A 23502-nucleotide genomic window follows, 5' to 3' on the forward strand; every position below is an offset into this window, starting at 1 on the left:
TAGAAGTTGTGTAAAGCTTAAATTTAAGTGAGTGTATTTGTTGTTTACACAGAGAGTTCTTGAATAAGATAGAGTCTATAGCATGTCAAGGTACGTATATGTATAATAGATGAAACCTTATAAAATATGTGTTTTTTCTTTATTGAAATAAAGTATAATTATAAAAATATAACCAACTTTTATTACTAGGTCATAAAAGTTATTGACAATGTAGAAATTCTATTGATATGATTCATCATGTGGAAAGGTTGATAGAGAGTAAAAAGATAAATGTTTTTCATTGATAATAAAAGCGAAAAATAAGTGACGATAGAGTGAGTATATTTTCCTTATACTAGATGCTTTTTAATCACCTAGTAAAATCAATCTGGAAGCAAGAATTGATATATGTAAGTTGCGCAAGGCGCGGCATAAGAAAGGGGCAAAAGGATGAAGGAGCTTCATACGTTTGGGTGGTATGCAGCACGTGTATCACCACATTTGCCGAAAAAAGCATTTAAACCAGTTCCTACTCGTTTATTTGGCGGACTGGCTTATTTACTTGTGGCATTGGCGGGGTTAATATCGATTGGTGTATTTGAATTGAATGTGTGGGCTAATCTAGGAATTGCGATCGTTCTTGGATTATGTTTTGCTTCACTTGGGTTTTTAGGGCATGAAATTTTACATGGAACTGTTGTAAGAAAGGCATGGCTTCGTGATTTCTTAGGAGCGATTGCATTTATGCCATTATCAACAGGTCCTAAACTTTGGCGAAAGTGGCATAATGCAACGCATCACGTTCATACACAACATGAAGAGAATGATCCAGATGCATGGCCTACACTTGAGAAGCTTAAAAAGAGTAAGTTTTTGAGCTGGGTATATCGCATGCCTCTTCATGTACGTTCATTCTTTAGTTTTCTGTCACTAACAATTCAATTTACATTGCATTCGACTCGAATGTTCTTTCATTTTATAAAAGAGTTTAAGTCATCCAATCAAAAATCTGTATGGCTTCAACTTCTTTTGCCTTGGACTGTTTGGATTAGTTTATTGTTTATTATGGGACCTGGAAAATGGTTATTTGCATATGTGATTCCATTGTTAATTGCTAACTTTATTGTAATGGCATATATCGCAACAAATCACCGCTTAAATCCAATTGTTCCAGTAAATGATCCGTTAGCAAACTGTTTATCAGTAACAGTGCCGCGTTGGGTAGACGTTTTACATTTCAATTTCTCATATCATACAGAACATCATTTGTTCCCTGCTATGAGCTCTAAATACTACCCGTTAGTAAAAGAGAAAATTAAAGAAATGTGGCCGGAACGCTATCATGAGATGCCGATGACAAAAGCTTTGGCAGCGCTATGGAATACACCACGTGTGTATTATCAAGGAAGTGAATTAGTGGATCCGCATAGAGAGCATTTCTATGGTTCTTTAGGAAATGGGCTAGATCCTCATAATATTTCATATCGTGAGGAACATATAGAGGAAGAAGAGAGTATTAAAAAAGTAAATCAGTAAATATATATACATTTTGAAAAAAGCAAGCTACTGAAAAGTAGCTTGCTTTTTGTTATTTTGTAGCTTGATATACTTTTTGCATGTAGTAGTAACTTTTCTTGAGTCGTGATGTATATTCGACAACATCACCCCATTTTGAATAGTTATACATAGCGTATTCTCCATCTTGTGCAGTTGTAATGTTTTCAGCTCCAATTTGAACTGTAAAGCCAATTGCGTTAATAATTTGTTTCGTAGTTAAACCATCTATTTCTTCATTTGCATAAATATCACCAATAAATTCTTTTATATTTGGTGCCTTCGCATTTAATAACATCCAAGGAATCCGAATCTCAATTGTCTCTTTTTTCGGAGTAGAAAAATCTGCAAGTGAGTTGTAATCAGCACTATCTGGATTACTATTTCCCATAGTTAATGCTCCGACATTAAATTTTTCAAATGGCAATTGTTCCTGAGTTAGTGGTAATGTAATTGGTAAACTTAACGCTGTATAAATAGGAGAGAATTGTCCGCTATTTTTTTCTAGTTTTGTATAAGGAACTAGATTTCGTTGGAAACCAAATTCATAAGAGAATACATCATAATAAGAATCAACAAGTACTTGATTAGATTGTCCGCCGTGCAAATCAATTTTAAAATCAGCGCCTTCTCTCATAGAAAGGCCGTTAAATTCTTTATTTCCTTGTTCAGGTAATATGTTTACTCCAATTGTAATAGGTTCCTCTTCAAGAGGTCTAGCTTTTGGACGATCAATGGATAAGTATAAATAGGACTCATCGTGTGTTACGAAAGTCGTGTAACCATTCTTATCCCCAATTTTTGTTTTTGTTTTCCAATCACTCGTATCACCATCGACATTAATAGTATGGGATTCAAATGATAGCAAACCGAAATGTTGTTCAGGAACTTGTACGTTGTTCCAATGTGGGCGTTCTTCCGTATTATCATATTTAGTTGTATTCCAAGAGAATTTAAACCATTCATCTTGCCAAATGAATACAATACCGCCGGCCAATTTCGCCTGAATAATATCTTCGAAGAGCTCTGCATTACGTTTCCCTTGTTCATCTTCATTCATATGCCCTTGGTCTTTTCCATGTATATTTTTATGAGAAATACCTCGGGATCCTGGGATACCAAATTCCGAAATAACAACAGGCATTTCATGTGAATCATGCAAGTCTTTTAAATAAGCAGCGTAACTATTGGATTGCCCTCGATGGTCTTTGAAATTTGCTTTATCTGGATCGAAATTTAAGAAGTCAGGGTAATAAGGATACACGTGATAAGAGGCAAACGCCCCGCTTGGGTAATTCTTATTAGCAAAGATATGATTTGGATTTATAGATACAGCATCTTCACCGATGAACGGTTCAGCAGGGTGATCTAGTAAATCTGTTGTAACCCAGTTGGAAAAAGCGATAGGCTGAGCGGTCTCATATTTGCTAATAGAATATTGAGCGATATGATTCATTCCTTCAGCTAGCCAAATTTCAAATGGACTAGCATTCTTTGCTTCGAAATATTTACCCTTAAATGAAGTTTTATCAGCATGTTTTTTATTTGTTTCGATGACCATGTCAGGATCCCACTCAATCCCGAGAATCCAACCAGCTAAATATTGTGACACATCATAATTATATTCACCGTAAGCATGTCCTTTTTCAGCAGCGATTGTTGTATTACCATGAATTACATCGGCTGTTCTTTCAATATTTTTAAAGAGTTCATTTTTTGATTTGTAAGCATCTTTTGTTTCTAACAGTTGTTCTTCTTCAACCCATACACCATGGAAGAAATATAAAGGTTGTTTTGCTTGTTGGTTAAATTCAAATAAAGCTTCGTAAAAAGCAGGAGGGTGAATGGTATAAATACGAATCGTATTTGCACCCATTTCGCTAATTTGTTTCAACCATTTTTTATATTCTGCTTTTGTAATTGCAGCATCACCTGGAAATGCCCCTGGTTTTGCCATACCTAGGTTCACACCTTTAATTGTCCAATCTTCCCATTTGCCTCCTGTATAATGTTGAAGGTTTTGCTTATTTCGCTCTGCTTTAAAACCATATGAAATATTATCTGCAGGGTTTTTTAGGAATGTTGGTTGCAATCGGTGTTTTGTTGCATCTATGCCGAAAATAACAGCTAAAATAATTAGGATGAAGGCGATTCTTCGCAGCCACCAAAAACGCTCTGAGGATTGATTTTCAAGCGATTTACGCTTCATCTTCCCCCAACCTTTAATTCGGAAAAGACTTTGAAACAGTCCTAAAAATCGGTACCAAACAGTCAGTGGACGATACCAAAATGATTCAGTTAACGACCAGAGAAGTAAGAGTGTGAAATCTTTAATGCTATTTTGCTTTTTCATACTCCATTCTTCTAATAAAACAACTCCTACGGATAGGAATGATCCGTATAGTACGGTAGCAGCTAACAGTAAAAATACATATTCTGTGAAAATTTCATCGAATAGTAAATGATACAGTAGTAGTAAATAGCCAAGTATTTCAATAATAGGACCGAGCCATTCTAGTAATAAATAAAAAGGCATTGCAATCATACCGAAAGCTTTATATTTTGGACGGAATAAAATATCTTTATGGCGCCATAAAGTTTCACCTAAACCACGGTGCCAACGACTCCGTTGTTTGCGGAAGGTTGTTAAATCATCGGGAGCCTGTGTCCAGCAAATTGCGTTTGGGTTATAAATGATTTTCTTTTCTTCTCTTCTCCATCCTGTAAAGCTTTTTTATGAAGGTGAACGACAAGCTCCATATCTTCTCCGACAGTTTTTCGCTGATAACCTCCAACACGAATAACTTCTCCTTTATCGAAAATACCAAATGCACCAGAAATGATAGGAAGAATATTATACTTGCTCCATGCTAAGCGACCAAATAAGAATCCACGCAAATACTCGATAATTTGCATGAGCGCAAGAGGTTGTTTTGGAAGACGATTTTCAATCATTTGTCCATTTTGTATGTAAGAACCGTTCACAATTCGAACACTCCCGCCAGTTACCATAACTTTTTCTGGAGATTCATAAATTGGTTTCATAGCTTTCATAAGTGCATCACGTTCTAAGAGAGAATCAGCATCTAATGAACAAACGTACGGATAGTTGGAAATATTGATACCTGCATTTAATGCATCTGCTTTGCCGCCGTTTTCTTTATCGACAACGATAATTTGTTTATTAACAGATGAGCGATATATTTTTCGAATAGTCTCTGTTTCCAATTGTAATCTAACCACGTTCTGAATTTCGTATAGTTGGAAATGATCTTTTAATTGTTCTAACGTATCATCGCTTGATCCATCGTTTACGACGATTACCTCAAACTCAGGGTATTCTAAAGTTAAAAGTGATTGGACACTTGATACGATAGTGACTCCTTCGTTATAGGCAGGAACAATAATAGAGACAGGTCGAGTAATACCAGACTGTAAATAATGAAGTAATTCCCTATTTTCATCACGTTCTCTTTTTTTTCTTAAGGTGAATGCAGAAATCAGAAATATAGCTGTATAGAATAAGATAGCAACACCCATGTATAGTAAGAAGAGCCATTGTGAAATTTTAAAAAATATATCAAGATAATGCATATGTTGTCACATCCTTTCGTGCTAAAGCCTCTAATGCACTTTCACGTGCGAAACGATCAGGGTGATGTAATGCAATTTCAATATACTTTTCTTGCCAGTTTGAATAATATTGAATTGCATGTTGGACTTCACGACGTATCCACCAAGATTGATGCCCTGCTTGTTCTAGTAAATAAGGGAAGTATCCTTCATCTTTAAAGGGGGTTATTACACGAATAAGCATGAGGTGAATTTGCCAACTGTCCTTTTTAAATAAATGTTCAATGTGCTCTTTTGTTTCTGTTTTAGGCATTAACTTTGAAATAGCATGTAACGAGCGAATAATAATTTCCTCATCTTCATTCATTAAGTTTTGAATGAGGAAAAGATAGTAGCTATTTTCTTCCCGTGTACCGATTGCATTTAAAATTTCATATTGAAATTGTTTAGGTAATGTATGGAAAAACTCAACCCAAACAGAAAAATTTTCAGTTTGAGAAATACTTAAAGCGATCATAGTGATGGGAATAGAGTCATGGACTCTTGTAGCAAGTAAAATTGCTTGCCTTGTGTTTAATGTACTTAATGTAGTAAATGCTTGATGCTGGATAGATCCAGATGTTTGAGTGCATATATCTTTTACCTCATTTTCAAACTCTTTTATTTTGAAGAAAGAAATAATATCTAATATATTTTGTTTTTCTATATGAGTGCCGTGAACTAATTTTTCTTTATAATGGGGAAACAAATAGACTTGTAATAAATGATGAATGCGCTGTTTTTCATCAATCCCGGATACGAGCTGTGTAGCTTTAATGCAGAGAGATTCTAGTGCGTGAATATCTGCTGTATGTTCAATTTTGAAATCATGGCATTTATTATGCATGATAAATTCATATAGAGATTTTCTATTTTCTTCTTTCCATTTATTATTTTTTCTTTTGAAATTTCTACTACGTAATTTTAGTGAAATTAAATATATATACGCTATAAGAATAGCAACTATTAAAAAGATAACTATGGATTGTACAATTGTAACTATAATCAATAGCCTTCATTCCTTCCTTCTAATAAGTGCGCCAAACGAACCTTAAATTCTAAAGGTGAAAACGGCTTTTCAATAAAATCATCAGCACCGGCTTTAAATGCTTCCTCCAGGTGGTGGGCTGTTGATTTAGTAGAGGTCATAAAAATTCGGAAATGTCGACTAGGCAACAATCTCTTTAATCGATTAATAAGTTCTAAACCATCCATTTGTGGCATCATCCAATCCACAATTAGTATGAAGAATGGAAACTGTTCATAGATTTTTTCTGTGAAAAAGTGCTTTCCACTAGTGAAATGATATACGTTTAGTAAAGTTGTGTATTCAGTTTTTATAAATTTTGTTAATAAGTCGTCAGCGGTTACTACTAATAGTGGAGGGGTTTGGCGAGATACTGACATATATTTTTGTAATCTCTTCTGGATTGTTTCAAAAGGTAATTTTGTATGTAAAACCTCTTGTACTCCGTGATGCACAATTTGTTCATCATCTACGTTCTCATAAAAATAAATGATAGGCTGTTGTATGAAATAAGAAGGGATAGTTTCTTTATATACAACAACACAATCAGCATTATTTATGTTGTCGAAAATTTGAATGGAGGCATTTTGAAGTACCTCAGGGATAGTACCAATTATATAAATTTTAAGTAATTGATCATCCTGTTTAAAGGAAAGCATCATTTCTGTGATATGCTCGACTACATCGTAGACAGAGCTAGAATCTTTTAACGTTGTAGATAATTGTTGTAAATCCTTTTGTAATTGATAGAATCCTAATGTTTCAGCCAGGCTAATTAAGTTGTTTATGTAGCTTGTAAGTTGCTGAAGGTTATAAATTTGATATTTTTGTTTCAGCCAATCTTTATAAATTAAATCCAGCATAGTGACCTCCTTATACTATTTAAGACGTCTAGATGTGCATATCCATCTTTACTATATTATGGATAATTTTATGATGTGTAAAGAGGGAGACTGTAGAAATATAATGAATTTCTTATACATAGAAAAATATTATTGGAGTAAAAAGTATGGAGAAGAAATAAAAACAGGTTAAGGAAATAGTCCTTAACCTGTTAGTTTGTTCAAAGAGAAATTTCTTTTGTTTTCTTTTTTGCAGTTTGTATAGAGTTTGTTTCTTTTCGCTGTAATCGTTTTTCTAAAAGATTAACAAGGTAAGTGAATAGGAGAACGAGCACGAGATAATATAAACCAACGATTATATATGTATCTAATTGTTGGAAGTTCCCTGCAGCGATTGATAAACCTGACCCCCATAATTCGGACAATCCTACGTAAGCAACAAGTGAAGAATCTTTTAATCCAATAATAAATTGATTTCCTAAAGGAGGAATAGATTGACGAAATGCTTGCGGTAATACAATACGGCGCATTGCTAAAGGATACGGCATACCTAGAGAGCGAGCAGCTTCCATTTGCCCACGATCGACAGATTGGATAGAGCCGCGGAAAATTTCAGTAATATATGCACCGTTATGAATTGCTAAAGCAATGGCTCCTGCCCAAAAAGGAGTAAAAACAACAACGGATGTAATCCCAAAATAGAGAATGGCGATTTGAACAATTAAAGGTGTTCCACGAATAATGGCGATGTATACGTGAGCGATACTATTTAAAACTTTATTGTTAGAGATTCGAAAGAAAGCGAATAGTAATCCAATTATTGAACCGAGTAATAGGGATGTTAGTGTTAATTGTAATGTGACAATAGTAGCTTTTAAGAGTGTGGGATAGGTAGAGATAAAAATTTCAAACATGCGTTTCACCTCATATTGTATAGATTTTAGTAGAGAATGAAATGCCCCACACAAAGTGGGGCATGATTTATGGGAACTTTGAAGGGCTAAATTACTTTGTTTTTTCCTCTTCACCAAGAATATTACGCCCAAACCATTTTTTACTGATCTTTTCATACGTACCATCTTTAATAATTTCATCTAAAGCTTTATTTACTTTCTCGACCATTTCTTTATCATCTTTACGAATAGCAATTCCCATTTCATCAAGGTTTAGTGGTTTTCCAGCTTCTTTTATATTTGATTTACCTTCTTTGATCATGCGTAAACCAACCATTTGATCTGTAATTACTGCGTCGATACGTCCAGGCTCTAAGTCCATAAGTGCAGTAATATCGCTATCGTATTCTGTAATTTGATCTGTATATTTTGCAACGAGGTCTTTAAAGGTACTAGCTTTTACAACACCAATTTTCTTACCCTTTAAATCTTCTGGAGAAGAGATAGATGTATTCTTTTTAGCTACAAAAATTTGGGCACCAGAACGATAATAAGGATTTGAGAAATTAACAGCTTTTAAGCGTTCTTCTGTAATTGCCATACTGCCCAGTATTACATCATACTTTTTCGCTTTGAGACCTTGGATTAGCGTTTCCCATGGATTTGTAATAGGGGTTGGTTTCATATTCATTTTTTTCGCAAGTGCTTCACCTAGTTCTACATCAAAACCGACAAGTTTTCCGTCATTTTCTTTATAGTTAAAAGGCTTATATAAGCCACTCATCGCATAACGAAATTCTTTTTCACCATTTGAAGAAGTAGTAGCACTTTCCTTACTACAGGCTCCTAGTATAAAGGATGTGCATAATGTAATACTCGCAACAATGGTTAATAGTTTTCTTTTCATAAAACCCCTCCTTATATATTGATCATACGGATGGTTTTAAGTATGTTATTGAAATATTTTATTTAGATGATTAGTTGTGCACCGTATGAATGAATTTCTTTTCGTTTGAAACAGAAGTTATATTATAAAACGTTACGTAAAAATTGTTTCGCTCGTTCATGTGATGGAGCTGAAAAGAATTGTGCTGGCGGAGCATCTTCTACAATTTTTCCATCATCCATAAAAATGACGCGATCAGCTACATCTCTTGCGAAATTCATTTCATGAGTAACAATAACCATGGTCATTCCTTCTTCAGCAAGTTCTTTCATAACTTGCAATACTTCTCCAACAAGTTCAGGGTCTAAAGCTGAGGTAGGTTCATCAAATAGCATAATTTTAGGATTCATAGCAAGAGCTCGTGCAATAGCAATACGCTGTTTTTGACCACCTGATAGGAGATGGGGCGTTACATCTGCTTTATCTTGTAGGCCGACTTTTTGCAGAAGCTGATTTCCGATTTCTTTTGCATTTGCTGCTTCTAATTTTTTTACATGAATAGGTGCTTCTATGATGTTTTCTAGTGAGGTCATATGAGGAAAGAGGTTAAAGTGCTGAAAAACCATACCGACATTTTCGCGGACTTTGTTTAAATTTGAATGCTTTGGATCAATTCGTTCACCTTGTAAGTGAATTTCACCTTCATCGTACATTTCTAAAAAGTTAAGACAGCGAAGTAATGTACTTTTACCGGAACCACTGGCACCAATTAAAACGACAACTTCTTTTTCATTTACTTCTAAATCAATTCCCTTTAAAACATCAAGTGAGCCGAATGATTTTACTAGATTTCGAACCTGAATCATACAAAACCCCCAGTCAAAAATATATTTTACAAATGTTGCCCCTTATTTCTGTTATTAGTCACAAATTGTCAGAATCCTTTATTTTTTTTGGAGGACAGTTATTATATAAGTAAATCTGAATGTGTAATTAAAATAGAAAGACCAACTAAATTAGGTGGTCTTTCATATACTTACAAGTTTTAAATTTTAAATTGAGTTGCAGACTTTTCTAATTCGTCAACAAGTTTTTGCATTTGAAGAGACATATTTGTAATGTCCTGTATTGATACTGACTGAGCTTGTGAAGATTGGGATGTATGATTAGTCTCCGAAACTATATTTTGTGAAATTGAAGAGATATTAATAAGGGCACTATTTATTTCTTCTGAGCTTGCTGACATTTCTTCTGCACTTGCTGTTATATCTTGTATTTGATCTGTAACTTCATTAATATGATCCACAATATTATGGAATGCTAATTTTGCATTTTGCACAGTATGAATGCCTTCTTGAATTTCTTGTTGTCCTTTCCCCATAACGTTGACTACATCTTTTGTATCATTTTGTACAAGTAAATTAAGTTTTGTAATATCTGTAGCTGCTTGTTTTGATTGTTCAGCAAGTTTACGAACTTCTTCAGATACAACAGCAAATCCCTTTCCATGTTCACCGGCGCGGGCAGATTCAATTGCGGCATTTAAAGATAATAGATTTGTTTGTTCAGAAATGTAAGTAATAGTTTGTAATGCTTTATCGATATCTTGCGTACGAACAACCAATTGATCTACTACTTTATATATTTCATCCATGACAGTATGGATAGTTGTCATTTGAGAAATGGATTTTTCAATGATTTCAGTTCCTACATTCGCCTTATCAGAAGTAGAAATAGCTAAGTTTGAAATCGTTGTAGAAGATTCAGCTATGCTTTGCACTCCATTTGCTATTTCATCCATTGCTGTAGAACTATCTTTAATATTTGCAGACTGATCATTAATATGGTGAGACAACTGTTTCATTGCATTTGCGATGTTATCCATAGTGGAAGAGGAAACGGTTGCTGTTTCAACAATATGATTTGTAGAGCTTTTGACTTTTGCACTTGTTTGAATCACATTGTTAATAATTTGTCGTAAGTTTGATATCATTTGATCAAAACTATTAAACATATGACCAAATTCATGATGATATTGTTTTGGTACGGCAATGGTTAAATCCCCTTTTCCAGCTGTATTCATTATGCTCCGTAATGAATTGATTGGATTTATAATTGATTTAGCAGTAAATAAGGAGATAAGAATGCAAAGAACTAAACAGGCAATGAATAAAATAATAGTTATGCTTATCACTTGTTTATAAGAGTGTTCGCTGTCGTTATACAGACCTTCAGCTAACTTTTCATTATAATCACTAAGATTTTTTAAAGCGCCTACTGTAGCTGATAAATTAGGTTCAACTGTAGTTAGGTAGAATGAATATGCTTGATTCAGTTTATTCTCTTTAATGAAATCTAGCATTTGAGCACGATGTTTTTTATAGTTTTCTAGTTTTTCTTTATATTGGCTAAGGAGTTTTTTTTCTTCGCCTGTTATATATGTATTTTCGTATTGAGCCTGTAATTTTTCGGTTTCTTTATTTGTATCATTTAATTTATTTAAAATTGTAGTACGTCGATTTTCATCTTCAGTAATAATGAGTTCCTTTACATAACTAAATTCTTGGTACAGGCTGCTCTCAATAGATCCAAGCCATTTAATAGGTTGTAGCCGATCGACATATACTGTTTGAAGTTGGTTGTGCATGTGTTGTAAATTCATATAATTTACAACGCTAATAATTAATATGGAAATAATGGGTACTGCTACTAATAATATTAATCTGTTTATAACGTTTAACCGATATAGAATTTTTAACATAGAATCACCTAACCTTAAATTATTTAGTTGAATATATAATGGGCATCCAAATAAAATTATACATTATTTACATATTATATACAGAAAAAGTAATGTAATTAATATGTAAATAAAAAAATGGAAATCTGTATATCTTTCTATAAAGAAAATATGGATAATAATATATAGGTAGTACTTATATTACTTATAAAAAGGGGGAAAGAAGAGATGGAAAAAGAAAGGAAGGTATTTTCCTTTGGCTTACGTACACAACTTATGCTATTCACTACAGTTTTAGCTTTAATTACATATTCAACAAGTATATTTTTTATTTATGTGATATATGATTATTTTCAAAGTTATGTAAGTCAAACTACATATAATATTATCGTTATGCTATTAGGAGTAGTATGGTCTGGAATTTTAGCATATGGAGCAGCCGTATTTTTAATTAAACCGCTTCGAAAGTTAGAGGAGGCGGCGAGAAAAGCGGCTGAAGGAGACATTCGTGAAGATGTTCCGTTACCGAAGACTGATGATGAAATTAAATCTTTAAGTGTTGCATTTAATATGATGCTTGGGAACTTAAGGGGCATGGTAAAAAATATTGATACAACATTTTCGTATACAAACAATCAAGTACAGCAAATTAGAAAACAAACAGGCGAAGCAACGAAACAAGCACAAGGTGTTTCTGAAACTCTTGCAGAGATTTCTTCTGGCGCTGAGCAATCAGCGGCATCAATTCAAGCGATTGTTTCCGCTGTTGATACAACAACTTCTATTGCAAGTGAAGTAGAAGAGAAAGCGAAACAGTCTGATGAGTTGTCTTCAGAAATGGTTCAAGCTTTAGGGCATAGTACTCGTGTCTTTACGTCTTTAATTCAAGGTATTCAAACATTGGCGAAAGAAAATGAAGATTCAATGCAAAATGTACAGAAGTTAGAGGAAAGAATGAAACAAGTAGAACACATTGTATCTGTGGTGAGTGAGATTGCTAGCCAAACGAATTTATTAGCACTTAATGCTTCTATTGAGGCTGCTCGTGCTGGAGAGCATGGACGGGGCTTTGCCGTTGTAGCTGAAGAAGTACGTAAACTTGCAGATGAAAGTGACCATTCTGCAAGAAATATATCGCAGTTATTAAGGAATATGCAAGAGGAAGTGCAACAAGTTGCAACGAAAATGACAGAACAAGTGAAAATAGCTAAGGAAGAGGCGAAACGTGGGGAAGCTACCGAATTAATTTTAAAAGAAATGTCATCAAGTGTTATGGAAGTAGCGGATGCAACGAAGCAAATTAGTAGCTATATGAATGAACAAGTGAGTCACATTCATCAAACAGGGGCACAGACGAAGGCCGTAGCAGCAATTGCTGAAGAAACGTCAGCTGGTTCACAAGAAGTAGCACGTGTAACGTTGCAACAATCTAAAAATATGATAGCGATCGATCAATTATTAAAGGATTTAGAGAAACAAGCAACAGAATTGAAACAGACAATTGAAAGATTTTCAATGTGAAAAGGAAGAACAGCATTTTTGTTCTTCCTTTTTTATATATGAACAAGGTTTGTAATAAGCGTGGACAAGGAGATGAGAAGAATGAGATTTGCCTTTGTGAGAAATAAATAAAGCATAAGAATCAAGAAACTACATAGAGTTCAATGAAAACAGTTGCAAACTATTCATATTTTGTTATGATAGTGTTACGAAAACGTTTGCATAAAATTCCGATGGGATGCAAAAGGAGAGAATGACTATGAATAAGACATGGTGGAAAGAAGCGGTTGCTTATCAAATTTATCCACGTAGCTTTATGGATTCAAATGGCGATGGTATTGGAGATTTACAAGGTATTATTGCGAAACTGGACTATTTAAAAGATTTAGGAATAGATGTAATTTGGATTTGTCCAATGTATAAGTCACCTAATGATGATAATGGTTATGACATTAGTGATTATCAAGATATTATGGATGAGTTTGGTACGATGGAAGACTTTGATGCTTTACTAGATGAGGTTCATAAACGTGATATGAAGCTTATTATTGATTTAGTTATTAATCATACAAGTGATGAACATCCATGGTTTATTGAGTCTCGTTCATCTAAAGACAATCCGAAGCGTGATTGGTATATTTGGCATGATGGTAAAGATGGTGCGGAACCAAACAACTGGGAAAGTATTTTTAATGGTTCGGCATGGGAATATGATGAAGTAACAGGACAATATTATTTACACTTATTCTCGCGTAAACAACCAGATTTAAACTGGGAGAATAAAGAAGTTCGAGAAGTGTTATACGACACAGTTAATTGGTGGCTTGATAAAGGAATTGATGGTTTCCGTGTGGATGCGATCAGCCATATTAAAAAAGAAGATGGCTTTAAAGATATGCCAAATCCAAAAGAACTAAAGTATGTACCATCCTTTGATAAACATATGAATGTGGATGGTATTCAACCGTTATTAGAAGAGTTAAAAGAAAATACATTTTCTAAGTACGATATTATGACTGTTGGTGAAGCGAATGGCGTTAAGATTGAAGATGCTGAGCTTTGGGTTGGAGAAGAGCAAGGTAAGTTTAATATGGTATTCCAATTCGAACATTTAAGCTTATGGGATGCTGAAAAGAAGAAAGACCTTGATGTTGTAGGACTGAAAAAGGTATTAACAAAATGGCAAAAAGGGTTAGAAAATAAAGGGTGGAATGCCTTATATATTGAGAATCACGATAAACCACGTATCGTTTCAACTTGGGGGGATGATAAACAATATTGGCGTGAAAGTGCAACGGCTCTAGGCGCAATGTACTTCTTTATGCATGGCACACCGTTTATTTATCAAGGGCAAGAAATTGGGATGACAAATGTCCAATTACCAAATGTTGAAGATTACGATGATGTTGCAACTAAAAATTTATATCGTGAGAAAATTGCAGAGGGCGTATCACATCAAGATATGATGGAAATTATATGGGCTTCTTGCCGTGATAATTCACGTACACCTATGCAGTGGAACGATGAGATGAATGCTGGCTTCACAACAGGTGCACCTTGGTTTAGTATGAATCAAAACTACAAAGAAATTAATGTTGAAAAGCAAAAGAATGAAGAGAACTCTATTTTCAATTTCTATAAGAAAATGATTGCCTTGAAAAAAGAGCACGATGTACTGAATTACGGTACGTACGATTTACTTTTAGAAGATGATCCGCAAATTTATGCATATACTCGTACATTAAATGATGAAAAGATTATTGTAATTAGTAATATCTCAAAAGAGGAAGCTGTATATAATGAGGGTTCATTTGCACTAGAACGCAAACGTTTGCTTTTGAATAACTATGAAGTTGCGGAACATGAACAAGTAACTACAATCACGTTAAAGCCTTATGAAACAAGGGTTTATCGCATTTCATAATAAAAAAGGATGCTCTTAGAGCATCTTTTTTTATGAAAAATAATAAATTTCTATTGCAAAGTGAAAACGCTTTTATTAAAATAGATTTATGAAAACGGTTGCGTAAAGATAAAAATGAAGTAACATAAGGAATCGTTTTCATAAAGGAAACAGAAATTATAATTTAAATCATTATGTTGTTATAAATAAAGGGGAGGAAGAACAGATGAAAATTACGTCTTTTGATTTTTGGCAAAAGTTCGGGAAAGCGTTATTAGTTGTTGTAGCTGTAATGCCAGCAGCTGGTTTAATGATTTCTATCGGTAAGTTAATTGGAATGTCTGCTGGGGATATTAACGCAGTTCATACAATCGCTCGCGTAATGGAAGACATCGGTTGGGCAATTATTACTAATCTACACATCTTATTCGCAGTAGCAATTGGGGGATCTTGGGCGAAAGATCGTGCAGGTGGTGCATTTGCAGCGCTATTAGCATTCGTCTTAACCAACAGAATTACAGGAGCTATATTTGGCGTAAACGCTGAAATGTTAGCGGATTCAAAAGCGAAAGTTTCTTCAGTATTAGCGGGAGATTTAATTGTAAAAGATTACTTTACTTCTGTACTTGGTGCACCAGCATTAAACATGGGAGTTTTCGTAGGGATTATCACAGGTTTCTTAGGAGCTACTTTATATAACAAATATTATAACTATAACAAACTGCCACAAGCATTAGCATTCTTTAACGGAAAACGATTCGTACCATTCGTTGTAATTGTTTGGTCTACAGTAACTGCAATTGTATTATCACTTTTATGGCCATTCATCCAAAGTGGATTAAATGAATTTGGTCGCTGGATTGCAGCTTCAAAAGATAGTGCACCAATTGTTGCACCATTTGTATATGGAACGTTAGAACGTTTACTATTACCATTCGGTTTACACCATATGTTAACAATTCCGATGAACTATACTGAGCTAGGTGGAACATATACGATGTTAACTGGCTCGAAAATTGGACAAGTTGTAGCAGGACAAGATCCTTTATGGCTTGCATGGATTACAGATTTAAATAACTTATTAGCAAATGGAGATACAAAAGCATATAACGATCTATTAAATAACGTTGTACCAGCTCGTTTCAAAGCTGGACAAGTTATCGGTTCAACAGCAGCATTAATGGGTATTGCTTTCGCGATGTTCCGTAATGTTGATAAAGAAAAACGTTCAAAATATAAACCAATGTTCTTATCAGCAGCATTAGCAGTATTTTTAACAGGTGTAACAGAACCAATTGAATTCATGTTCATGTTTATTGCTCCAGTATTATATGTTGTATATGCAATTACAACAGGACTTGCATTCGCATTAGCAGATTTAATTAACTTACGTGTTCACGCATTCGGATTTATTGAGTTAATTACTCGTACACCGATGATGGTTAATGCAGGACTAACTAGAGATTTAATCAATTTCGTTATCGTTTCATTAGTATTCTTCGGTTTGAACTTTACATTATTCAATTTCTTAATTAAAAAGTTCAACTTACCAACACCAGGACGTGCAGGTAACTATATTGATAACGAAGATGAGGCATCAGAAGGAACAGGAAATGTACAAGATGGTTCATTAGCAACAAAAGTTATTGATCTATTAGGTGGAAAAGAAAATATTGCTGACGTAGATGCTTGTATGACACGTTTACGTGTAACAGTAAAAGATTTAGATGTTGTTGCACCAGAAGCGCAGTGGAAACAAAATGGTGCTTTAGGACTAATCGTAAAAGATAAAGGTGTACAAGCGGTATATGGCCCGAAAGCTGACGTATTAAAGTCAGACATTCAAGATATGTTAGGTGCGTAATAATATGAAATTGCTAACTTTAAACTGTCACTCTTGGCAAGAAGAAAATCAAATAGAAAAGATAAAATATCTTGCTAAAGTCATTCAAGAAGAAGAGTACGATGTTATCGCATTACAAGAAGTAAGTCAGTCGATAGGAGCTAAAAATGTATGCGGTAACAAGAAAGAAGATAATTTTGGACTTTTACTATTAGAAGAGTTAAAAGCGTTACATGTAAAAGATTACAATATTACTTGGGATTTCTCTCATATTGGTTATGATGTGTATGAAGAAGGATTAGCGATTATAACGAAGCATAATGTTGTAAAAGAAGATACGTTCTTTATTTCAGAAAATAAGGATACAACGTATTGGAAAACACGCAAAATTGTAAGTGCAACAATTGCTTATAATGGTAAGAACATCACGTTTTACTCTTGCCACCTCGGTTGGTGGAATGATGAAGAAGAATCATTTAAAGATCAAGTGAATCGTTTGATGGAGCATGTAGATAGCAATGAATTTTCCTTCTTAATGGGTGATTTTAATAATAATGCCCGTTTACAAGGTGAGGGCTATGAATATATGATGCAAAAAGGTTTGCATGACACATATGAACTAGCAATAGAGAAGGATGAAGGAACAACTGTCCAAGGGGAAATTGCTGGTTGGGATGAAAATAAACATAATCTACGAATCGATCTAATATTGTGTAACCGAAGTGAAAAAGTTCGTTCTTCAAAAGTTATTTTTAATGGTACAAACCGAAATATAATTTCAGATCATTTCGGTGTAGAAGTGCAAGTAGATATATAATAGAAGAAATCCTCACAGATAATAAAAAGCTGTGAGGATTTTTTTGAGGAATACAAGTATTTCCAAGAGAAAATACTTGTATTTTTTATGACATTTCCTATATATTTGTTATTATTGAATGTAAAACCGATTTGGTCATTTTGTATTCATACTTTGACTTACTTCGTTATATAATGTAGTAAGTTAAAGTTAATGGGAAAAAATAGTTCGTTTTTGGTTAATCCACGATGTAGAAAGTGATATAATTGCAAAATGTATGTATCATTTTCTAAAGAAGGAAAAATATATAATTAGGTGATAACTTCTATGAAACAAATTTGGCGTATTTATAAGACAGATTTACGGAATGTAGCAAAACATTGGGCTGCAATTGTTATTGTTGTAGGGTTAATGATTTTACCATCGTTATATGCATGGTTTAACATTAAAGCTTCTTGGGATCCATATGGAAATACAAAAGAAGTTCCCATTGCAGTTTCTAACGAAGATGCAGGCTCTAATTTAAGAGGAAAAGATATCAATATCGGGAACGAGATTGTAGATTCTCTGAAGAAAAACAAAAATCTTGGCTGGAAATTTGTAGATGAAAAACAAGCAATTTACGGAGTGGAACGCGGGGATTACTATGCAAGCATTACAATTCCAAAAGACTTCTCTGAAAAGATTGCAACTGTTCTGGATGAAAATCCACAGAAACCAGAACTTGATTACTATGTAAATGAAAAGGTAAATGCGATTGCACCGAAGATTACAGCAAAAGGTGCATCAGGTATTACAGAAGAAATTAGTAAAAACTTTGTTAAAACAGCGAACGGTGAGATTTTTAAAATCTTCAATGACCTTGGAATCGATTTAGAAACAAACTTACCAAGTATTGAGAAAGTAAAAGATCTTGTATTTAAGTTAGAAGCGCAGTTCCCAGAAATGAATACACTTATGGATAAGGCGTTAGATGATGCGACTCGAGCGGAAGATGTTGTGAAAGTAGCGCAGAAAGAATTGCCGGTTGTGGAAAGTGTTATTAATGATGGTCAGGATACACTTAAGAGCTTAGATGCATTCTTTGCGAGAAACGATGAAACATTGAATCGTGCTCCGGGAACTATTAAGAATAATTTAATTGTAACGAAGCAGGGCTTGGATGCTGCAGCGAAAATTACGGATTACTTAAAAAATCCTTCATTTGATTTTAATCTGACACTTCCAGATCCAGCTAAATTCCCAGTGTTACCTAACATAACTCTTCCACAAATACCGCAAATACCAGAAATTCCAGCGTTACCGCAAGTGAATGGTGATGGGTATAAGAATATTGCTAAAAATATTGATCAAACTGTAAATAATGTTTTCAGCTCAATACGTGTTGGAACAACTTATGCACAAGGTGTTATAAACGGGTTACAAAATGGTAATTTTGATCCAGAAAAAGCAAAACAAGATCTTAATAATGTTTCTGAGACGCTGCAAGGACGTGCGGATAGTGTTTCATATGTAATTGATGTCTTTACTAAATTTAAAGAGTCGGCATCAACTGATTTTGGAAAAGAATTCTTCCAAAAGAGAATAGAAAGATTAACAAACCTTAAATCAGCTATCGAAAATGCAAATGGTGGCGTTAAAGATATTGCTAATATTATTGGTACAGGGCAAGAAGTGAAAAAAGATGTAAGAGATGCTACTAATAAAAAGTTAGATGCAATAAATAACTTGGTAAATCAAGCAGAAGCAGATTATAATGCAACATTCGTAACTGATTTTGAAAAAGCAGTAAGTACAGCCGAGCAATTGAAAGATAAGGCTGAAGGTGTAAAAGAAGATGCGCAACAACTTAGAGGTAATTTAAATCAAGATATAAAGAAAGCAAATGAGTTAGTAAATCAAACAAATGAGGCATTAGACAGTGGTAGAGAAAAGTACGATAAGGCTGTAAGTGATTACAGCAGAGTAAAAACAGAACTTGGAAAAGCAAGAGAAGACTTAAGCAACGCAGGTGTTAATGGATTAGACTCTACAAAAGTAGCCTTAAATGATTTAAATGGACAGTTCAAAGCAGCATGGAATTTAGTTAATGATATGATTCCAGTTCTGGAAAATACAAATAAAGTTTTAGCAGATGTAAATAGTGATAAGAACACGAATAACACTATTTCTAAATTAAATAAAGTAAAAGATGGTCTTCAAAAAGGAATCAATTTAACTGATAAAGGAATTGACGCTATTAATAAAGGGCAAAAACCAGCAGCAGATGTTATTGAGAGTATTAATGAAGTATCTAAGAGTGTTTCGGGTCAAATTGGTGACATTTTAGCTAAATATGATTCAGAAATCACTCCAAATTTCAATGCGGCTATTGCTCGTACGAAAGAGATGTCTAAAAACACATCTCAAATTTTAAAAGAAGCAGACAAAAAGCTTCCGGATGTTAAAAAAATACTAGAAGATTCATCAAAAGGCTTAGTAGATGGTAAAAAGAAATTAGCAGACATTAAAGCTGAAATGCCAGCTACTGAGAAAAAGATTAAAGAATTAGCAGATAAAATTCGTGATTTTGAATCTGAAGAGGATTTAAAAGACATCATACGCTTATTGAAAAATGATGTTGAAAAGCAAAGTGACTACTTTGCGAATCCAGTAAATTTAAAAGAGAATAAATTATTTGCAATGCCGAACTACGGTTCAGCAATGTCACCGTTCTATACAGTGCTTGCATTATGGGTAGGCGCATTATTAATGGTTTCATTATTAACAGTAGAAGTACATGAAGAGGGCGCGAATTATAAGAGCCATGAAATTTACTTCGGACGTTTATTAACATTCTTAACGATAGGTCTTTCACAAGCGTTTATCGTATCGATGGGAGATATATTCTTACTCGGTACGTACGTAGTCGATAAGTTCTGGTTTGTATTATTTAGTTTATTTATTGGTGGAGTATTTGTTTGTATCGTGTACTCACTCGTTTCTATTTTCGGAAACGTTGGGAAATCGATGGCGATTATTTTACTTGTACTACAAGTAGCAGGGTCGGGCGGAACATTCCCAATTCAAATGACACCGAAATTCTTCCAAGCAATTTATCCGTTCTTACCGTTCACATATGCAATTAGTGCAATTCGTGAAACAGTAGGCGGAATGCTATGGGATATTGTAACGCGAGATTTACTTGTGTTAAGTGCTTTCGTAGTAGTTATGATTGTTGCTGCGTTATTACTGAAAACACCAATTAACAAATCAAGTGAAAAATTTGTTGAGAATGCAAAAGGAAGTAAAATCATTCACTAACAAAAAAGGTTCCTACCGATAGAGGTAGGAACCTTTTTGTTTAATCGAATTTTAATTTCTTTAATGCTTCTGCAAATGGGTTATTTAATGGTTCTTCTTCTTTTTTCTGTTGTTTCATATATTTTTGAACGTCACGTTTATCAGCTTTGTTTCCAGATTCTTTTTTACGTCTTTCTTGGAATGTGGATAATTTTTCGCGATAGCCACATTTACATGCAAAGATTTGCCCTGCACCTTCACCACGTAATTCTAACTTCTTCTTACACTGAGGGCAACGAGCGTTTGTTGTACGAGATACATTTTTACGATGACCACATTCACGGTCTTGGCAAACGAGCATTTTTCCTTTTTTGCCGTTTACCTCTAGCATTGGTTTACCGCAATCTGGACAAGACTTCGTTGAAATGTTGTCATGTTTATATTTTTTATCACTCGATTTAATTTCAGAAACAATTTCTTTCGTATAGTTCTTCATTTCGGAAATGAATACTTCTTTTTTCAGTTTCCCCTTTGCAATTGCCTCTAGCTTTTGTTCCCACTCACCAGTTAGTGTAGGTGATTTTAATTCTTCTGGTACTAAATCAAGTAACTGACGGCCTTTTGAAGTAATGTGAATATCTTTACCACGTTTTTCAATTAAGAATGAATTGAATAGCTTGTCGATAATATCAGCTCGTGTTGCTACAGTACCTAATCCACCAGTTGATTTTAACGTATCAGCAAGTTGTTTATTTTGCGTATCCATATATTTTGTAGGATTTTCCATTGCTGAAAGTAAAGTCGCTTCGTTAAAACGTGCAGGTGCTTTCGTTTGACCTGATGTTTGCATAATTAACTTTACAGTTAATGTATCGCCTTTTTCGATGCGAGGTAAAAGCTGCTCTTTTACGTCATCTGTTACATCATCATCTTCAAAGCGATTTTCGTATACTTCTTTCCAGCCGGCATGTAAAATTGTTTTTCCGCGTGCAATGAACGTTTCATTGCCAACTTTTGTGCGTAACGTTAGTTGTTCGTATTCGAATGCTGGGAATAAAACGGCTAAGAAACGTTTGACAACTAAATCATAAATTTTACGTTCTTTATCTGTGAAGGCAGAGAAATTAACGTATCCTTCTGTCGGAATAATTGCGTGATGATCGCTTACTTTACTATCATCAACAAATGACTTATTAGCCTTGATAGGCTTTTGTAATACTTTATGTGCTAAAGGACGATATTCCCCAACGCCGCACGCCTTTAGACGTTCTGGAAGTGTTCCAACGATATCAGATGAAATGTAACGCGAATCTGTACGAGGGTATGTTAGCACTTTATGCTGCTCATACAATTTCTGCATAATATTCAATGTTTCTTTCGCAGAGTAACCGAACTTTTTATTGGCATCACGTTGCAATTCAGTTAAATCGTAAAGACCAGGAGAGAATGACTTCTTCTGTTTTTTATCAATTTCTAAAACAGTAGCATTATGCTTATCTAAACCTTTTACAATACCATCAATTTTTTCTTTATTGAAGCTGCGGCTATTGCCGTTTGCATCTTGCCAAGTTAGTTTTAACTGATTGGTCGTTTGAGCCTCGATGCCGTAGTAAGTTTGAGCTTTGAAGTTCTTTATTTCATCTTCACGATTAGCAATCATTGCGACAGTAGGTGTTTGCACACGGCCGCAATTCAGTTGGGCATTAAAGCGAGTCGTTAAAGCTCGAGTTGCGTTAAGACCGATATACCAGTCAGCTTCTGAACGTGCAACTGCTGAAGCGTATAAATTGTCATATGCTTTACCTGGTTTTAAATTTGCAAAACCATCTTTAATTGCTTTATCAGTAACAGATGAAATCCATAGACGTTTAATTGGTTTGTTAATTCGAACTTTATCAATAATCCAACGAGCGACTAATTCTCCTTCACGCCCAGCGTCTGTCGCTACAATAATTTCATTTACATCTTTTCTAAGAAGCTGACTTTTTACAGCATTAAATTGTTTCCCTGTTTGTTTAATAACAGTTAATTTCAAACGCTCAGGTAGCATAGGTAAATCTTCTAAATTCCACTTTTTATATTTCACATCGTAGCTTTCTGGATCTGCTAATGTAACGAGATGACCTAAAGCCCAAGTTACAATATATTTACTACCTTCAAGGTAGCCGTTTCCCTTTTTATCGCACTTCAGTACACGTGCAATATCTCGTGCAACGGAAGGCTTTTCAGCGATTACAACGCTTTTTGACATATTTAAAACATCCTTTCAAATTTCCATACGTTAACTATAGCATACATCTTCTTGAGATTCAGTTTCGCTCCAGATTTGAACGTTTTTTAATGGGATAACATCTGTTTGAAAGTGAATGATCGTGACAGAACATAATATGCACCATGATGAGACTGTGAGAAATAGATAGTTATTATGCGTATTGTTTTATTAGTTGCTTCTATATTAAATAGAAAAGTAAAGAACTTGTTATTTTACTAGAATAAGAGTAGACTTTGAAGTAGAAGAATACTAAACACATGGGAGTTTGTGGATACAAACTGAGAGTATGACTAGTCCGTCATTGACCATTTGAACCTGTTGGATAATGCCAGCGTAGGGAGAGTGTAAAAGCACATGTTCAGGCACTTTGCGT

15 protein-coding genes and 1 riboswitch are annotated in these 23502 nt (G+C 34.3%); of the genes, 6 read left to right on the forward strand and 9 right to left on the reverse strand.

The annotated features are described in order from the left end of the window. Positions 1-429 precede the first annotated feature (429 nt). A complete protein-coding gene (locus ACTFR9_RS20920; RefSeq protein ID WP_000661225.1) occupies positions 430-1515 on the forward strand; it encodes a fatty acid desaturase family protein in 1086 nt (361 codons plus the stop codon). Between the two features lie 52 nt (positions 1516-1567). Here the strand turns inward: ACTFR9_RS20920 and ACTFR9_RS20925 are convergent, their stop codons facing one another. The 8 genes from ACTFR9_RS20925 to ACTFR9_RS20960 form a co-directional block, all read right to left on the reverse strand. Next, the gene (locus ACTFR9_RS20925; protein WP_440049017.1) at positions 1568-4078 is read right to left on the reverse strand and encodes a glycosyltransferase family 2 protein; all 2511 of its coding nucleotides are present in this window, start codon (positions 4076-4078) and stop codon (positions 1568-1570) included. Between the two features lie 101 nt (positions 4079-4179). Further along, positions 4180-5127: a glycosyltransferase family 2 protein gene (locus tag ACTFR9_RS20930; protein ID WP_440049018.1), complete on the reverse strand. Its 948-nt coding sequence runs from the start codon at positions 5125-5127 to the stop codon at positions 4180-4182. After that, positions 5114-5992, reverse strand: coding sequence for a HEAT repeat domain-containing protein (locus ACTFR9_RS20935; RefSeq protein WP_229136775.1), 879 nt, complete (start codon positions 5990-5992; stop codon positions 5114-5116). Before ACTFR9_RS20935 ends, ACTFR9_RS20930 begins: the two co-directional genes overlap by 14 nt. A 158-nt stretch (positions 5993-6150) precedes the next feature. Next, on the reverse strand, positions 6151-7035 hold the full coding sequence (locus ACTFR9_RS20940) for a response regulator (RefSeq protein ID WP_000886124.1): 885 nt from the start codon (positions 7033-7035) through the stop codon (positions 6151-6153). A gap of 200 nt (positions 7036-7235) precedes the next feature. Next, a complete protein-coding gene (locus ACTFR9_RS20945) occupies positions 7236-7928 on the reverse strand; it encodes an amino acid ABC transporter permease (protein ID WP_000461538.1) in 693 nt (230 codons plus the stop codon). 91 nt (positions 7929-8019) lie between these two features. After that, positions 8020-8814, reverse strand: a complete 795-nt coding sequence (locus ACTFR9_RS20950; RefSeq protein ID WP_000823738.1) for an ABC transporter substrate-binding protein — start codon at positions 8812-8814, stop codon at positions 8020-8022. A gap of 122 nt (positions 8815-8936) precedes the next feature. After that, complete coding sequence (locus tag ACTFR9_RS20955) at positions 8937-9659, reverse strand: amino acid ABC transporter ATP-binding protein (protein WP_000616936.1); 723 nt, start codon at positions 9657-9659, stop codon at positions 8937-8939. A 179-nt stretch (positions 9660-9838) separates the two neighbouring features. Further along, positions 9839-11554 carry a methyl-accepting chemotaxis protein gene (locus tag ACTFR9_RS20960; RefSeq protein ID WP_000912974.1) on the reverse strand — a complete coding sequence of 572 codons (1716 nt, stop codon included), beginning with the start codon at positions 11552-11554 and terminating at the stop codon, positions 9839-9841. A 207-nt stretch (positions 11555-11761) separates the two neighbouring features. Between ACTFR9_RS20960 and ACTFR9_RS20965 the strand changes: the two genes are divergently transcribed. The 5 genes from ACTFR9_RS20965 to ACTFR9_RS20985 all read left to right on the forward strand — a co-directional run bounded on the left by ACTFR9_RS20965 (position 11762) and on the right by ACTFR9_RS20985 (position 20878). Next, positions 11762-13054, forward strand: a complete 1293-nt coding sequence (locus tag ACTFR9_RS20965; RefSeq protein WP_000410248.1) for a methyl-accepting chemotaxis protein — start codon at positions 11762-11764, stop codon at positions 13052-13054. Positions 13055-13292: 238 nt separating this feature from the next. Then, positions 13293-14957, forward strand: coding sequence for a glycoside hydrolase family 13 protein (locus ACTFR9_RS20970; RefSeq protein ID WP_001044728.1), 1665 nt, complete (start codon positions 13293-13295; stop codon positions 14955-14957). Between the two features lie 205 nt (positions 14958-15162). Continuing rightward, positions 15163-16800 carry a PTS transporter subunit IIBC gene (locus ACTFR9_RS20975; RefSeq protein WP_000705536.1) on the forward strand — a complete coding sequence of 546 codons (1638 nt, stop codon included), beginning with the start codon at positions 15163-15165 and terminating at the stop codon, positions 16798-16800. A 4-nt stretch (positions 16801-16804) separates the two neighbouring features. Continuing rightward, complete coding sequence (locus ACTFR9_RS20980; protein WP_000771962.1) at positions 16805-17596, forward strand: endonuclease/exonuclease/phosphatase family protein; 792 nt, start codon at positions 16805-16807, stop codon at positions 17594-17596. A 306-nt stretch (positions 17597-17902) separates the two neighbouring features. Beyond that, entirely contained in the window at positions 17903-20878 is a 2976-nt protein-coding gene (locus ACTFR9_RS20985) for a YhgE/Pip domain-containing protein (protein WP_076856245.1), read from the forward strand. Between the two features lie 40 nt (positions 20879-20918). Here ACTFR9_RS20985 and topB read toward each other — a convergent pair whose 3' ends face one another. Then, positions 20919-23108 carry a DNA topoisomerase III gene (topB, locus tag ACTFR9_RS20990; RefSeq protein ID WP_000047311.1) on the reverse strand — a complete coding sequence of 730 codons (2190 nt, stop codon included), beginning with the start codon at positions 23106-23108 and terminating at the stop codon, positions 20919-20921. Between the two features lie 268 nt (positions 23109-23376). Next, a riboswitch (TPP riboswitch) is annotated at positions 23377-23486 on the forward strand. Positions 23487-23502 lie beyond the last annotated feature (16 nt).

Origin of the sequence: Bacillus cereus group sp. MYBK222-1, from assembly GCF_051916425.1 — a bacterium.
In the GTDB taxonomy this organism is placed as follows: domain Bacteria; phylum Bacillota; class Bacilli; order Bacillales; family Bacillaceae_G; genus Bacillus_A; species Bacillus_A paranthracis.

Coding starts and splice junctions, on each gene's coding strand:
- ACTFR9_RS20965 (WP_000410248.1), top strand. CDS start 11,762: ATGGAAAAAGAAAGGAAGGTATTTTCCTTTGGCTTACGTACACAACTT.
- ACTFR9_RS20980 (WP_000771962.1), top strand. CDS start 16,805: ATGAAATTGCTAACTTTAAACTGTCACTCTTGGCAAGAAGAAAATCAA.
- ACTFR9_RS20925 (WP_440049017.1), bottom strand. CDS start 4,078: ATGATTGCAATGCCTTTTTATTTATTACTAGAATGGCTCGGTCCTATT.
- ACTFR9_RS20970 (WP_001044728.1), top strand. CDS start 13,293: ATGAATAAGACATGGTGGAAAGAAGCGGTTGCTTATCAAATTTATCCA.
- ACTFR9_RS20940 (WP_000886124.1), bottom strand. CDS start 7,035: ATGCTGGATTTAATTTATAAAGATTGGCTGAAACAAAAATATCAAATT.
- topB (WP_000047311.1), bottom strand. CDS start 23,108: ATGTCAAAAAGCGTTGTAATCGCTGAAAAGCCTTCCGTTGCACGAGAT.
- ACTFR9_RS20930 (WP_440049018.1), bottom strand. CDS start 5,127: ATGCATTATCTTGATATATTTTTTAAAATTTCACAATGGCTCTTCTTA.
- ACTFR9_RS20955 (WP_000616936.1), bottom strand. CDS start 9,659: ATGATTCAGGTTCGAAATCTAGTAAAATCATTCGGCTCACTTGATGTT.
- ACTFR9_RS20960 (WP_000912974.1), bottom strand. CDS start 11,554: ATGTTAAAAATTCTATATCGGTTAAACGTTATAAACAGATTAATATTA.
- ACTFR9_RS20985 (WP_076856245.1), top strand. CDS start 17,903: ATGAAACAAATTTGGCGTATTTATAAGACAGATTTACGGAATGTAGCA.
- ACTFR9_RS20950 (WP_000823738.1), bottom strand. CDS start 8,814: ATGAAAAGAAAACTATTAACCATTGTTGCGAGTATTACATTATGCACA.
- ACTFR9_RS20945 (WP_000461538.1), bottom strand. CDS start 7,928: ATGTTTGAAATTTTTATCTCTACCTATCCCACACTCTTAAAAGCTACT.
- ACTFR9_RS20975 (WP_000705536.1), top strand. CDS start 15,163: ATGAAAATTACGTCTTTTGATTTTTGGCAAAAGTTCGGGAAAGCGTTA.
- ACTFR9_RS20920 (WP_000661225.1), top strand. CDS start 430: ATGAAGGAGCTTCATACGTTTGGGTGGTATGCAGCACGTGTATCACCA.
- ACTFR9_RS20935 (WP_229136775.1), bottom strand. CDS start 5,992: ATGCATAATAAATGCCATGATTTCAAAATTGAACATACAGCAGATATT.